This window comes from Mesorhizobium sp. M1312 (assembly GCF_040318115.1).
Lineage (GTDB): Bacteria > Pseudomonadota > Alphaproteobacteria > Rhizobiales > Rhizobiaceae > Mesorhizobium.
Genome location: NZ_JAMYLQ010000009.1, coordinates 190171 through 203340, shown reverse-complemented (window position 1 = coordinate 203340; position 13170 = coordinate 190171). Strand labels below are relative to the sequence as shown.

Genomic DNA, 13170 nt, shown 5'->3' with positions numbered 1-13170 from the left:
GAAAACCGCCCGCAATTACCGCGCCGTTGTCACTCTCGCGGCTATTGTCCTATGGTTGCGGTAACTGTCCACACGGCCTAGAGCTCAAACAGCGCCTTAACAGATATTGGTATATCGAGGGAAGCGTCACTGTCTGGCGTAATGGGCGAGCCGTTTCGAAAGAACTCCGCAAATCGACCAAAACTCGGGACGGGCGCGAAGCAGACGCTATCAAGCGCCAGATCGAAAGTGCGGTCGCCGAGCAAAACATCACCGGTCGAGAACCCGCAATCTCGTTCAACGCAGCGGCGGATCGTTACGTGAAGAACGGCGGCGAAGAGAGATTTCTGGACAAGCCTAGAGCGGCATTTGGCCGGATCCGCATAGACGAGATCACCCAGGAGCTGCTCGATGACGAAGGCGTCAAAGCCTATCCCAACACCGCCACCAGGCGCCGGCAGTTCCATGGACCCGTCATTGCAGTCCTTCACGGCAATGGGATACGAGTTCAGTTCGACCGACCCACGGACAGCGCTAAGAGAACTTATTTTCTCAGACCCGACCAGGCTGTTGCTGCGATCAACCGCGTTATCGACAGCCGCACACCCAACCCGTGGACGCCAGCATTTGTCACGTTCCTATTTGGCCAAGGTTCGCGGATCGGGGAAACGCTCGCTATTGACGGGAAAAACGATATCTCTCTTTCTGACCGATACGCTATCCTGAGAGACCCAAAGAACGGCAAGGAGCGGATGGTCAATCTGTGTCCGCGGACGATCGCTGCTCTGTCGGCCGTTCCGAACATCGGTCGATCCGGTCCCCTGTTCCTTCGCTACGATGGCCGCCCCTACACCGAACGGACCGATCCCAACGCAGGCCGGCATTTTACCTGGTGGTCAAGAGCGATCACCGAGATCGATCTGGATCCAGAGCTCTATACTCCACACACGGCCCGCCACAGCTGGGCCACCTGGTTCTATTCGCAGACCAAAGACGTCGTTCGACTGAAAGCTGAAGGCGGCTGGGAGTCCGATGAGTGGACCAGATATGTGAAACTAGCCGTCCCCAAGATCGGCACAGATGCCATGCAACTCGGTTTCGACTTCCGCCAGGATGGTCCCGAAAAGGCACTGCCGCAGGAGCAGCGGGCATGAAGAACGAATCTGGAACGAATACCCCTTGGCAAGAGGGAAAGTTTTACGGATTTTTTGCAGAAACCAAACCGCAAACCCCGTTTGTTCGCGTTATGAGCCGTCGCGGCTCGTCATCCGGGAACCAGAAAGAAAATGCAGCTGCCGACAAAAAGCGCTTGTTTTCCAAGGTTTACCGGGCTAGGTCAGCGGCACGGAGAGGTGGCCGAGTGGTCGAAGGCGCTCCCCTGCTAAGGGAGTAGAGGTCAAAAGCTTCTCGTGGGTTCGAATCCCATCCTCTCCGCCATCCTGCTTCGCGCTGCGCGCTTCGCAGGACAAGTCCTCCCCTTCCGCGAAGCAGGATGCTCTGTCGCACTGCCTCGAATAAATTCCTCAGCTATCGAGCATTACTTTGAGCCGAAGCGTTGCTCGGTCCTATCCAGAAAAGCGGCGATGGCGCCGGGCAGGCCGCCGGTCTCGAGGAAAGGCGCATGGCCCTGGTCCGCGACCGTGATCGTCTCGACACAAGGGTGACGCTTTTGCATCTGTTCGAGCGTCTCGGCGGACAGCAGCTTCGAATTGGCACCGCGGATGGCGAGCAGGGATATCGCCGCCAGTGCCTCGAACTGCGGCCACAGATCAGGCAGCCTCTGGGTCAGGTCGAGTCCCGCTAGCGTGTCGACCAGCTTCGGGTCGAAATCCGGCACCAGCCCTTCATCCGTCTCTCGGTAGAGGGCCGATACCATCCGTCCCCAATCCGCCTCGGTCAGAGCAGGAAAGTCGCTGCCATGCGCGCCGCGCAGGGCACTGAAAGCCTCGGCATGGGTTTTCGGCTTCGGCGCGCGCTCGAGATAGGAGCGGATATGGGCGAGACCGCCGGCCTCGACCACCGGGCCGATATCGTTGAGGACGACGGCTTTAAGGACCGCTGGCCGCATCGCGCCAAGCACATGGATGATCAGCCCGCCGCGTGACGTGCCGATGAACCCCGCCCCCTCGATGCGTAGCGCCGCCAGCCCAGCGAGGATGTCGCCGGCTTCGACGCCGACATTGTAGTGGCTGACGTCGGGGTCATAGGCGGATTGCCCGCGCCCGCGATAGTCGAAGGCGACAATTTTTCGGGGACTTTCCGTCCGTCGCGACAGGTGCAGCGCCAGCTCATGAAAATCGCGGCTATTGCGGGTCAGGCCGGGCAGGCAGACGACCGGCCAGTGTCCGGAGTTCGCTTCGCCGTAGATGCGGGCGTAGAGTTCAAGCCCGTCCGGCGAGGCGTAGAAAAAATCGGAAAAACCGCTCGACATTTGGACTCGATTCCTCGCCGTTGCCGGATCGTCTCGACTGCTACAGGCGAGGGCGGGGGATGGTCAAATCAAAGCGTCGTTTTTAAGATGTCGGCGGGACAGCGCCCCCTCTGGCTCCTGTTATGCCCAGCCCAATCGCCCCTCGGTCAACTCCGCCCGTTCACCAAATCCCCCACGATGTCGTACTTGCCGGAAATACGCATCTTGTAGACTTCGTAATTCTCCATCACGCGCTGGATGTAACTTCTTGTTTCCGTGTAGGGAATCCGCTCGATCCAGTCGACGACGGCGTCGATGTCCTTGCCGCGCGGGTCGCCATATCTAGCTACCCACTGGGCGGCGCGGCTGGGACCGGCATTGTAGCCGGCTAAGGTCAGCACATAGGAGCCGTCGAAGCGGCCGAGCTGCTCGCCGAGGAAGGCGGCGCCCAAGGTCGCATTGTAGCCGGCGTCGGTGGTCAGCCGCGCCTGCGAGAAGGTCATCCCGGCCTTCTTCGCCAATTGCCTGGCGGTCCCCGGCATCAGCTGCAGCAGCCCGCGTGCGCCGGCGCTGGAGACGGCGCCGATGTTGAACTCGCTTTCCTGGCGGGCGATCGCATAGGCCAGCGCCTTGCCCGAGCCGGAAATGTTGGCGGTCTCGGGAATGACGCCGAGCGGATGCGACAGCGCCCCGACATCGATGCCGCGCGCGCCGGCGATCTTGCCGACTTTCAGGGCCAGGAAGTGGTTGCCCTGCTTCTCTGCCATCGCGGCCAGCAGCGCCAGCTCTCCGGGACTGGTCAACTTTCCGGCGAGGTCGCGGTAAAGTGTGTCGGCGTAGCGCTGATAGCCCGCCTCCTGCAGCCGCATGATGGCGCAGACAGCCTCGCGATTGGCGAAATTCCGGCGATCGGCGGCGCTCGGCTGCGGATGGGCGATATTGAGGACCCGCCGTCCGACGCGCTCGCCGGCGAGCTGGCCGTAGAACGTCGTGCCATAGGCGGCGGCACGGGTGAAATGATCCTTCGCATTGCCGGGACCACCGGCTTCGGCTGCACGGCCGAGCCAGTAATAGGCGCGCGACAGCGATATCGGCCCCTGGGTGAGATCGGCGATGCGCGCGAAATGCTTGGAAGCGGTATTGGGGTCGTTGAGGCCGCGCAGCGCGTACCAGCCGGCATGGAACTCCGCATCCGCGGCGTTGGCAGCACTTTCGGCAGTATGTGCTGCGACGATCCTGTAGGCGGTCTTCATGTCGCCCTGGTCGACCAGTTCGCGCGACAGCACTCGACGCTCGGCCCACCAGGCATCCGGGTCGACCAGCGCGTTGCGATCGCTCGGCGCCTTCATCACCATTGCGACGGCGTCGGAAAGCTTGTCTTGCTTGCGCAGATATTGGGCTTGCGCAAAGAAATAGCCTGCGGAACGCTGCGCGGCGGGCACCGCCTTCAGCAGTTTGGCCGCGTTCTTGTCGCCCCTGTCCGCCGCCGCCCAGGCGTCGGCCAGTTGCTGGGCGCCGGCAAGGCCGGCAACGCGCAGCGCAGAGTTGACCCGGTCGGCATAGAACATGCGCTGCATGCGGAAACGGTGGTCGGCTGCGGGGATCAGCTTGCCGAATTCCTGGATGATTGCCGCTTCGTCCTTGGCTTCCAATTTCTCGGTGCGCCAGAAAGGCGACAGCACCGAGCGCGCCGCCTTGACATCGCCCGGCGACACATAGGAGCGGGCAAGGATCACCACGCCCTCAAATGTTTGTGGCTGGCTGCCGCCGAATGCCTGCACCACGATCTCAGGCGCGGGGTTCTCGCGATAGAGCGCGCGCTCGCTGTTCTTGCGCAAGGCGATCATGCCCGGCCAGTTAGGCAGCATCTTCGCAGCATCGGCGATGTCGCCGCTTGGCACCTTGTCGCCGCCATAGAGCGCGATCGCCCAGGCAAGGATGTGCTGGTCGAGCGAATTGACCGGCAAAGCCTCCCGCACTTGACGCGCTCCGGCAATGTCGTTTGCCGCCAGCGCATCGAGGCCGCTCTTCAGCCTGGCGACACTGACGGATGGAGATGCTGTATCCGGCAGGCCCGTATCCTGCAGGTGTGGCATCGGAATGGCCGACGTGACCTGCACATCGACGTTGCCGGCGGCCACACCGCTCGGCGTCAGCAGCAGGATTGCGCCAAGCAGCGCAAAAAAATGAGGCTGCCTGGTCGGCATGGTCTTCATCATTTCCTGTCTACACTTTACCAACAGGCGCAGATCAACTGAGCCTAGTTGGCTGCTATGAAGAGGCCGTAAACGAAGCGCTACCAAGGTCGTTCAAATTGCGCTTGCTGGCACTATTGCCATGCTTGCCGCGCAACGGTGTCGAGACTATGGTGCGCCGCTTCGCTTTCGGCTAGAAGGCGCGCACGACAAAACACCTGCAGCGCCACGCGTCTTCCCGGATGCGCAATGGACGCTGTGGCACTTTAAAATTTGGCGCATGATCTTTCCGAAATCGGCTCCGATTTTCGGGGTCATGCGCTAGTCCCAAGGAGTTGGACGACATGCTGAGAGGCTCGCTTACCGCGCTCGTGACACCGTTCGAAAAGAGCGGCCGTTTCGACGAGAAAGCCTTTCGTGCCCTCGTTGCCTGGCAGATCGCCGAAGGCACGACCGGTCTGGTTCCGGTCGGCACGACAGGCGAGTCGCCGACGCTGTCGCATAACGAGCACCGCCATGTCGTCAAGGTGTGCATCGAGGTGGCCAAGGGCCGCGCTCCGGTCGTCGCCGGCGCCGGCTCCAACAACACCGAAGAGGCGGTTGGCCTGGTGCAATATGCCGAGAAGGCGGGCGCCGACGCGGCACTCGTCGTCACGCCTTATTATAACAGGCCGACGCAGCGCGGCCTCTATGAACATTTCGCCGCGGTCGCCAGGGCGACCAGCCTGCCGATCATCATCTACAACATTCCGCCGCGCTCGGTGATCGACATGATGCCCGAGACGATGGGGCGGCTGGCTCACGACTTCAAGAACATCGTCGGCGTCAAGGACGCCACCGGCAAGGTCGAGCGGGTTTCCGAGCAGCGCGCCACTTGCGGCAAGGATTTCATCCAGCTTTCCGGCGAGGACGCCTCGGCGCTCGGCTTCAACGCCCATGGCGGTGTCGGCTGCATCTCGGTGACGGCGAATGTGGCGCCGCGGCTATGCGCCGAATTCCAGGAGGCGACGCTTTCCGGTGAGAACGCCAAGGCGCTGGACTTGCAGGACCGCCTGCTGCCGCTGCACAAGGCGATCTTCATTGAACCCGGCGTGTCCGGCGCGAAATATGCGCTGTCGAAGCTCGGCAAGGTCGAGAACGTGCTGCGCTCGCCGCTGATGACCGTCGATCAGTCGACCGCCGAAAAGATCGATGCGGCCATGAAGCACGCCGGCTTGATTAATTAGCGAGCCCGTTTGGAAACTCTACTCCTGCGGCCATCTGAAGGCGTCACCTGCGCTTCCGGTGCTCACGTACTATATGTACGCTCCGCTCCGGTTCTCGCATGGCCCCGAAAGCGTTCGCTTTCGGAAAAGGACCATGCGCAAAGTCAGACTTCTAGAGCGTCCTTTGCGCGTTTGAAAAACGCGCGGCGCTCTAGTGCCACCATCATCTGACTCGCAGGAGCGAGTTTCGAAACGGACTCTAGACGTCATGAATCAAGTCAGAAAAGCCGATCCCAACAACAAGACCGTTGCGGAAAACCGCAAGGCTCGGTTTTCCTATGAGGTGCTCGACACGATCGAGGCCGGTCTGGTGCTGACCGGCACCGAGGTGAAGTCGTTGCGCCAGGGCCAAGCCAACATCCAGGATAGTTACGCCTCGGTCGAGGGCGGTGAGATCTGGCTGATTAACTCCTATCTGCCGGAATACCTGCAGGCCAACCGCTTCAACCACGAGCCGCGCCGGCGCCGCAAGCTCCTGCTCAACAAACGCGAAATAGCCAAGCTGTCGCAGAGCGTTGATCGCGAAGGCATGACGCTGGTGCCGCTAAAAATTTATTTCAACGACCAGGGCCGTGCGAAAGTGCTGCTCGCCGTTGGCCGCGGCAAGAAACTGCACGACAAGCGCGAGACCGAAAAGCAGCGCGACTGGTCGCGCGAGAAGGGCCGGTTGCTGAAGGAGCGTGGGTAGGCTGGGAACCACTCTTTTGAAGAACCGGATCGTCCTTTGGGGTGCGGCCAGCCTGATCCTCGCGTGCCTCGTCGCGGCCGTCGGCTATTTCTACTTCCAACCGTTTTCTCCGGACCGCGGCAAATATCCGGTCAGGGGTATCGACGTTTCCCATCACCAGCGGCAGATCGACTGGCGCCGTGTCGCCGCCGACGATGTCGCCTTTGCCGTCATCAAGGCGACCGAGGGCGGCGACCATGTCGACGACGCCTTCGCCGCCAATCTGCGTGAGGCACGCGCGGCCGGGCTGGCGGTCGGTGCCTACCATTTCTTCACCTTCTGCAGGCCTGGCGCCGATCAGGCGCGCAATTTCATCTCCGTCGTGCCGCGCGATCAATCGCTGCTGCCGCCGGTGGTGGATATCGAATTTGTCGGCAATTGTCCGCGGCGGCCATTGCCCGAAGAATTGAATGTCGAACTCTCGGCTTTCTTGCGCCCTGTCGAGGCAGCTTTCGGCAAGACAGCGATCCTCTATGTGACCGACGAGGCTGCGCGGGTCTATGCCGGCCAGATCGTCGGCCGCCCACGCTGGGTCCGTTCGCTGGCGCTGTGGCCAGGTCATGACGACTGGATCTATTGGCAGTACCACGACAGGGGTCGCGTCGACGGCATCACCGGCGATGTCGATCTGAATGTCCTTCAGGGCGGGCGGGAAACGCTGGCCAGATTGTTTACAGCGCGATCTGAATCCATGTCTTCGGAAACCCCGCGAACACCCTGAACGGATTCAGGGATATCGCCTCTGGTGAGGCGCTTCCCGGCCGCTCTTACGCCGCGGCTTGCGATGTCTGCGGGCTGAGAGCCACATTCGCATCGCCCCAGGTCTTCAGGGCGGTAATCACCGGCTCCAGGCTTATGCCGCGCGGCGTCAGACTGTATTCCACCTTCGGCGGCACCTGCGGATAGACCTTGCGCGCAATCAGCCCATCCGTCTCCAGCTCGCGGAGCTGGTTGGTCAACATGCGCTGCGTACAGTTCGGTATCCGCCGGCGAATCTCGTTGAAGCGCAGCGTGCCCTCGAACAGATGGTAGAGCACGACGCCTTTCCACTTTCCGTCAATGTAGCGGAGCGTTCCCTCCACGGTGCAGCCGGGGCTGCAATCAAATCGCTCGTGGCGAATACGCGGCATGACGGTATCCTTTTCGACACTATGTGCTTTATATGTGCATTCTTGCGCATGGTGATCGTAGACAGCATGTCTATCGCTTACAACAGCAATCATGGAGATGAAGATGCGCGCCGTCGGTTATCAAATCCCAGCTCCCATCACCGACGAGTCCTCCCTCGTCGATATCGAACTGCCGAAGCCCGAGCCCAAAGGCCGCGACCTGCTGGTCGAGGTGAAGGCGATCTCAGTCAACCCGGTCGACACCAAAGTGCGGCGCAGCATCGCTCCGGAAGCCGGCCAGTGGCGGGTGCTCGGCTGGGATGCCGCCGGCCGGGTTGTCGCGACCGGCCCGGGCGCTGAGTTCTTCAGGGCCGGCGACGATGTCTTCTATTCAGGCGCCTTTGCGCCGCAAGGCACCAATGCCGAGTTCCATCTCGTCGACGAGCGGCTCGTCGGCCGCAAGCCGACCTCACTCGGCTATGCTGAAGCGGCAGCGCTGCCGCTGACGGCGGTCACCGCCTGGGAGACCCTGTTCGATCGTCTCGACGTCAGGAAGCCCGTTGCAGGCGCGGCACCCGCCATCCTGATCATCGGCGGCGCCGGCGGCGTCGGATCAATCGCAGTGCAGCTTGCGAGGCAGTTGACCGGCCTGACGGTGATTGCCACCGCGTCAAGGCCTGAGACACGGGACTGGGCGCTCGGGCTCGGCGCCTACCACGTCGTCGATCATTCCAGGCCGCTGGCAGCCGAAGTCGCAGCACGGGGTATCGGCGCCCCCAGCTTCGTGTTTTCGACGACGAACACTGACCAGCATCTGGCCGAGATCGCCGAGTTGATCGCGCCGCAAGGACGTTTCGCGGTTATCGACGATCCGAAATCGCTCGACATCAATCCGTTCAAGCGCAAGAGCGTCTCGGTGCATTGGGAGTTCATGTTCACCCGCTCGATGTTCGAAACGGCGGACATGGCGGCGCAAGGCGAACATCTCAACGAATTGGCCGGGCTCGTCGACGCCGGTGAGATCCGCACGACGCTTGGCGAGACAGGCGGTCTCATCAATGCCGCCAACTTGAAGCGCGCCCATGCATTGATCGAAAGCGGCAAGGCCAAGGGCAAGATTGTCCTCGAAGGCTTTTAGCCAAACTGACGGCGGCCGTCCGACTCTATTTCTGCAAAAACTCTTCTATATCCCTGAACACGTTGACGAACATCGCTTCCGTCAGCACGCCGGTGTTGGTGTTGTAGCGCGAGCAATGATAGCTGGAAAACAGCGTGACGCCATTGGTTTGCTGCTGTCCGCCGTGGCGGAAGGGATAAGCGGCAACACGCCCACCCAGCGCCCGCACGGTCGACTGGTGCGCGATCGAGCCCAGCGCCAGCACGGCGCGCAGGTTTTTAAACCGCGCGATCGTTGGCACCAGGAACGTCCGGCAAGTGGCAATCTCGGCGCCGACCGGCTTGTTGTCCGGTGGCACGCAGCGCACCGCATTGGTGATCGCCGTGCCGACAAGCTCCAGCCCGTCATCGGGCCGCGCCTTGAATTGGCCGCGCGCAAAGCCGTGCGCGATCAGCGTGTTGTAGAGCAAGTCGCCGGCGTAGTCGCCGGTGAAGGGACGTCCCGTCCTGTTCGCCCCACGCAGGCCTGGTGCCAGCCCGACGATCAACAGTTTAACGGCATCCTCGCCCTCCGGTGGCAAGAAAGTCGGCACCGGTGCATTGAACCAGGACGGCTCGCGCTGCCGCCATTGCGCGATAAAATCATGCAGCCGCGGGCAGAGCGGGCAGTCGCGATCGGGCTCGGGGGATGCGACCAAGGGAGCGGTCAAGACCGCCCGCGTCAATAGTCGTCCTCGTCGACTTCGGCCGGCTCGGGCCGGCGCACCGGCCGCTCGGACGGATCGCGGCCGACCTCGCTCTTCAGCGTCATCAGGTCGATGAAATGGTCGGCCTGGCGGCGCAGATCGTCGGAAATCATCGGCGGCTGTGAAGCCATGGTGGAGACGATCGAGACCTTGCGCCCACGCCGCTGCAGCGCCTCGACCAGAGTGCGGAAATCGCCGTCGCCGGAAAAGATGACATAGTGGTCGACGACATCGGCGAGTTCCAGCGCATCGACGGTCAACTCGATGTCCATATTGCCCTTGATCTTGCGACGGCCGGTCGAGTCGGTGAACTCCTTGGCCGGCTTGGTCACCACCTTGAAGCCGTTGTAGTCGAGCCAGTCGATCAGCGGCCGGATCGAGGAGTATTCCTGGTCCTCGACCAGCGCCGTGTAGTAGTAGGCACGCAGCAGGTAGCCGCGCTTTTGGAAGCTCGACAAAAGTTTGCGGTAGTCGATGTCGAAGCCGAGCGCGCGCGACGTGGCGTAAAGATTGGCACCGTCGATGAAAAGGGCGATTTTTTCACGAGGGTCGAACATGGAAAATATTCCTTTTCGAAAATAAGCGGTCGTCTAAATGCGCGTGACTATCGGTCGGCTTGAAAATAACCGGCTGACCTTCGTCATTCGAGATAACGCCGGTTTTACGGCAATCCAAGGGTATGATGCTGCATAGCAAGCAATTGTGATCGGTGCCGTATCGTCGCAGGCGGCGCGCGCCCAGACCTCGCTTTGGCCGGCCCCGGACTTGACCCGGACCTGGCCTCGGACTGATATTGCCAAAAAGCTTGTATTTTGGCGGCGTTCAGGTTATGGACCGCGCCTGTTTTCCATCAAATCCAGGCATGAAAGGGGCAGCTCATGGCCCGCGTAACCGTTGAAGATTGCATCGACAAGGTCGATAACCGCTTCGAGCTCGTGCTCCTGGCCGGCCACCGCGCCCGTCAGATCAGCCAGGGCGCGCAGATCACCGTTCCTCGCGACAACGACAAGAATCCGGTCATCGCGCTGCGCGAGATCGCCGAAGAGACGCTGTCGCCCGACGATCTCAAGGAAGACCTGATCCACTCGCTGCAGAAGCATGTCGAGGTCGATGAGCCGGAAGCCGATGGCGAGGCGATCGCCGATCAGACCGGTACCGCCGTCGCGGCAACCGATGCCGACGACACCGAGGACAACATCACCTTCGACCGCATGACCGAGGAGGACCTCCTGGCCGGCATCGAAGGTCTGGTACCGCCGGAAAAAAGCGACGATTATTAATCTTCGCAACGACTGCCGACACTTTCGCGTCGGCGGTTTCGTGGTTATCTATGACATGCGCCGTACGCCAGTGCGGCGCATGATTCATTTCAGCACTGCGAGATCCCGCCCATGATGCGTCAGTATGAGCTTGTCGAGCGCGTCCAGCGCTACAAGCCTGACGTCAACGAGGCGCTGCTCAACAAGGCCTATGTCTACGCCATGCAGAAGCATGGCCACCAGAAGCGCGCCTCCGGCGACCCTTATTTCTCGCATCCGCTCGAAGTCGCCGCCATCCTCACCGAAATGCACATGGACGAGGCGACCATCGCCGTTGCCCTGCTGCACGACACGATCGAGGACACCACGGCGACCAGGGCCGAGATCGACGAGCTGTTCGGTCCGGAAATGGGCAAGCTGGTCGAAGGCCTGACCAAGCTGAAGAAACTCGACCTCGTCTCCAAGAAGGCCGAGCAGGCGGAGAACCTGCGCAAGCTCCTGCTGGCGATCTCGGAAGACGTTCGCGTGCTGCTGGTCAAGCTTGCCGACCGCTTGCACAACATGCGCACGCTCGACCATGTGCCCGAAGCCAAGCGCCTGCGCATCGCCGAGGAAACGATGGATATCTATGCGCCGCTGGCCGGGCGCATGGGCATGCAAGGCATGCGCGAGGAGCTCGAGGAGATCGCCTTCCGCTTCATCAATCCGGAAGCCTATCGCGCCGTCACCGCGCGGCTCGCTGAAATCTTCGAGCGCAACAAGGATGTGCTGTCCGAGATCGAGAGAGCGCTGTCCACGCTGTTCGACAAATATGCGATCAAGGCCGAGGTCAAGAGCCGCCAGAAGAAGCCGTGGTCGGTGTTCCGCAAGATGGAGGCCAAGGCGCTGTCCTTCGAGCAGCTGTCCGACATTTTCGGCTTTCGCGTCGTCGTCGATACCGTCGAGGACTGCTACCGGGCGCTCGGCGCCATCCACACGACATGGTCGATGGTGCCAGGTCGCTTCAAGGATTACATCTCGACGCCGAAGCAGAACGACTACCGGTCGATCCACACCACCATCGTCGGACCGTCGCGCCAGCGCGTCGAGCTGCAGATCCGCACCTATCAGATGAACAAGATCGCCGAATATGGCGTTGCCGCGCATTCGATCTACAAGGACAGCGGCGGCAAGGTGAACGGCACCGCGCATGCGATCTCGAAGGAGACCAACGCCTATGCCTGGCTGCGGCGCACCATAGAGCAGCTTGCCGAAGGCGACAATCCCGAGGACTTCCTCGAAAATACCAAGCTGGAGCTGTTCCAGGACCAAGTGTTTTGCTTCACGCCCAAGGGCATGCTGATCGCGCTGCCGCGCGGCGCCACGCCGATCGATTTCGCCTACGCCGTGCACACCGATGTCGGCGACACCTGCGTTGGCGCCAAGGTCAACGGCCGCATCATGCCCCTGATGACCGAGCTGAAGAATGGCGACGAGGTCGAGATCATCCGCTCCAAAGCGCAGGTGCCGCCAGCGGCGTGGGAGTCGGTCGTCGTCACCGGCAAGGCGCGCTCGGCGATCCGCCGCGCCACCAAGAATGCCATCCGCAAGCAGTATTCGGGTCTCGGTATCCGCATTCTGGAACGCGCCTTCGAACGGTCCGGAAAGACCTTTACCAAGGAAAGCCTGAAGTCGGTGCTGCATCGGCTGGCGCGCAAGGACATCGAGGATGTGCTGGCCTCTGTCGGCCGCGGCGAACTTGCCTCCACCGATGTCATCAAGGCGGTGTTTCCCGACTACAAGGACGAGCGCATCACGCTGGCGGCGCCCAAGCAGCGCGAGGAGGGCTGGTCGAAGATCCGCAACGCCGCCGGCATGCTGTTTCAGATTCCGGGGCGCGCCGCACGCAAGGACAAGAACCAGCCAAAGGACGGCGCCGTGCCGATCCGCGGTGTCCGCGGCGACCTGCCGGTGCGCTTCGCCCCGGAAGGTGCAGTCCCCGGCGACCGCATCGTCGGCATCGTGCAGCCGGGAACCGGCATCACCATCTATCCGATCCAGTCGCCGGCGCTGCAGGCCTTCGACGACCAGCCCGAACGCTGGATCGACGTGCGCTGGGACATAGATGAACGCACCAAGGAACGGTTTCCGGCGCGAGTCTCGGTCACCGCCATCAACGCGCCGGGCTCACTGGCCGACATCGCGCAGGTCGTTGCATCCAACGACGCCAACATCCATACATTGTCGATGGTGCGCACCGCGCCCGATTTCACCGAAATGCTGATCGATCTCGAAGTCTGGGACCTGAAGCACCTGAACCGGCTGCTGTCGCAGCTCAAGGACAATTCGAGCGTCAGCGATGCGCGGCGTGTGAACGGCTAGAAA

The 13170-nt window shown here is 61.8% G+C and carries 12 protein-coding genes and 1 tRNA gene; 8 read left to right on the top strand and 5 right to left on the bottom strand.

Annotated features, from left to right (window positions below; genetic code table 11):
- Both NKH36_RS13790 and NKH36_RS13785 read left to right on the top strand, forming a co-directional pair.
- A partial coding sequence (locus NKH36_RS13790) for a tyrosine-type recombinase/integrase (RefSeq protein WP_502912036.1) occupies window positions 1–1133 on the top strand: 1133 nt, incomplete at its 5' end.
- 192 nt (window positions 1134–1325) lie between these two features.
- A tRNA-Ser gene (locus NKH36_RS13785) sits at window positions 1326–1416 on the top strand.
- Between the two features lie 100 nt (window positions 1417–1516).
- Here NKH36_RS13785 and NKH36_RS13780 read toward each other — a convergent pair.
- Window positions 1517–2410 carry an alpha/beta fold hydrolase gene (locus NKH36_RS13780; protein WP_352961779.1) on the bottom strand — a complete coding sequence of 298 codons (894 nt, stop codon included), beginning with the start codon at window positions 2408–2410 and terminating at the stop codon, window positions 1517–1519.
- Between the two features lie 146 nt (window positions 2411–2556).
- Window positions 2557–4596: a lytic transglycosylase domain-containing protein gene (locus tag NKH36_RS13775; RefSeq protein WP_352961777.1), complete on the bottom strand. Its 2040-nt coding sequence runs from the start codon at window positions 4594–4596 to the stop codon at window positions 2557–2559.
- A gap of 332 nt (window positions 4597–4928) precedes the next feature.
- On the opposite strand from NKH36_RS13775, the gene dapA reads away from it, so the two are divergent.
- The 3 genes from dapA (at window position 4929) to NKH36_RS13760 (ending at window position 7297) form a co-directional block, all read left to right on the top strand.
- Window positions 4929–5810: a 4-hydroxy-tetrahydrodipicolinate synthase gene (gene dapA, locus NKH36_RS13770; RefSeq protein ID WP_352961775.1), complete on the top strand. Its 882-nt coding sequence runs from the start codon at window positions 4929–4931 to the stop codon at window positions 5808–5810.
- A gap of 247 nt (window positions 5811–6057) precedes the next feature.
- Window positions 6058–6537 (top strand): SsrA-binding protein SmpB, encoded by a 480-nt coding sequence (smpB, locus tag NKH36_RS13765; protein ID WP_352961773.1) that lies wholly within the window; start codon window positions 6058–6060, stop codon window positions 6535–6537.
- Window positions 6538–6553: 16 nt separating this feature from the next.
- Window positions 6554–7297, top strand: coding sequence for a glycoside hydrolase family 25 protein (locus NKH36_RS13760; RefSeq protein ID WP_352962641.1), 744 nt, complete (start codon window positions 6554–6556; stop codon window positions 7295–7297).
- Between the two features lie 46 nt (window positions 7298–7343).
- Here the strand turns inward: NKH36_RS13760 and NKH36_RS13755 are convergent, their stop codons facing one another.
- A complete protein-coding gene (locus NKH36_RS13755; RefSeq protein ID WP_352961770.1) occupies window positions 7344–7706 on the bottom strand; it encodes a winged helix-turn-helix transcriptional regulator in 363 nt (120 codons plus the stop codon).
- A 103-nt stretch (window positions 7707–7809) separates the two neighbouring features.
- Between NKH36_RS13755 and NKH36_RS13750 the strand changes: the two genes are divergently transcribed.
- Entirely contained in the window at window positions 7810–8823 is a 1014-nt protein-coding gene (locus NKH36_RS13750; RefSeq protein ID WP_352961768.1) for a zinc-binding alcohol dehydrogenase family protein, read from the top strand.
- Between the two features lie 25 nt (window positions 8824–8848).
- Here the strand turns inward: NKH36_RS13750 and NKH36_RS13745 are convergent, their stop codons facing one another.
- Both NKH36_RS13745 and NKH36_RS13740 read right to left on the bottom strand, forming a co-directional pair.
- Complete coding sequence (locus NKH36_RS13745) at window positions 8849–9526, bottom strand: uracil-DNA glycosylase (protein ID WP_502912035.1); 678 nt, start codon at window positions 9524–9526, stop codon at window positions 8849–8851.
- On the bottom strand, window positions 9523–10104 hold the full coding sequence (locus NKH36_RS13740) for a LabA-like NYN domain-containing protein (RefSeq protein WP_095483134.1): 582 nt from the start codon (window positions 10102–10104) through the stop codon (window positions 9523–9525). The genes NKH36_RS13745 and NKH36_RS13740 overlap by 4 nt, the downstream gene beginning before the upstream one ends.
- Before the next feature lie 321 nt (window positions 10105–10425).
- Here NKH36_RS13740 and rpoZ point away from each other — a divergent pair, with 321 nt between their 5' ends.
- Together rpoZ and NKH36_RS13730 are read left to right on the top strand one after the other, a co-directional pair.
- Window positions 10426–10827, top strand: coding sequence for a DNA-directed RNA polymerase subunit omega (gene rpoZ / locus NKH36_RS13735; protein WP_126107177.1), 402 nt, complete (start codon window positions 10426–10428; stop codon window positions 10825–10827).
- 111 nt (window positions 10828–10938) lie between these two features.
- Complete coding sequence (locus tag NKH36_RS13730) at window positions 10939–13167, top strand: RelA/SpoT family protein (protein ID WP_352961766.1); 2229 nt, start codon at window positions 10939–10941, stop codon at window positions 13165–13167.
- The last annotated feature ends 3 nt before the right edge of the window (window positions 13168–13170 follow it).

Bases quoted from the DNA above. Each gene is read 5' to 3' on its own strand.
- dapA (WP_352961775.1), top strand. From the start codon at position 4,929: ATGCTGAGAGGCTCGCTTACCGCGCTCGTGACACCGTTCGAAAAGAGC.
- rpoZ (WP_126107177.1), top strand. From the start codon at position 10,426: ATGGCCCGCGTAACCGTTGAAGATTGCATCGACAAGGTCGATAACCGC.
- NKH36_RS13775 (WP_352961777.1), bottom strand. From the start codon at position 4,596: ATGCCGACCAGGCAGCCTCATTTTTTTGCGCTGCTTGGCGCAATCCTG.
- NKH36_RS13730 (WP_352961766.1), top strand. From the start codon at position 10,939: ATGATGCGTCAGTATGAGCTTGTCGAGCGCGTCCAGCGCTACAAGCCT.
- NKH36_RS13780 (WP_352961779.1), bottom strand. From the start codon at position 2,410: ATGTCGAGCGGTTTTTCCGATTTTTTCTACGCCTCGCCGGACGGGCTT.
- NKH36_RS13750 (WP_352961768.1), top strand. From the start codon at position 7,810: ATGCGCGCCGTCGGTTATCAAATCCCAGCTCCCATCACCGACGAGTCC.
- NKH36_RS13740 (WP_095483134.1), bottom strand. From the start codon at position 10,104: ATGTTCGACCCTCGTGAAAAAATCGCCCTTTTCATCGACGGTGCCAAT.
- smpB (WP_352961773.1), top strand. From the start codon at position 6,058: ATGAATCAAGTCAGAAAAGCCGATCCCAACAACAAGACCGTTGCGGAA.
- NKH36_RS13755 (WP_352961770.1), bottom strand. From the start codon at position 7,706: ATGCCGCGTATTCGCCACGAGCGATTTGATTGCAGCCCCGGCTGCACC.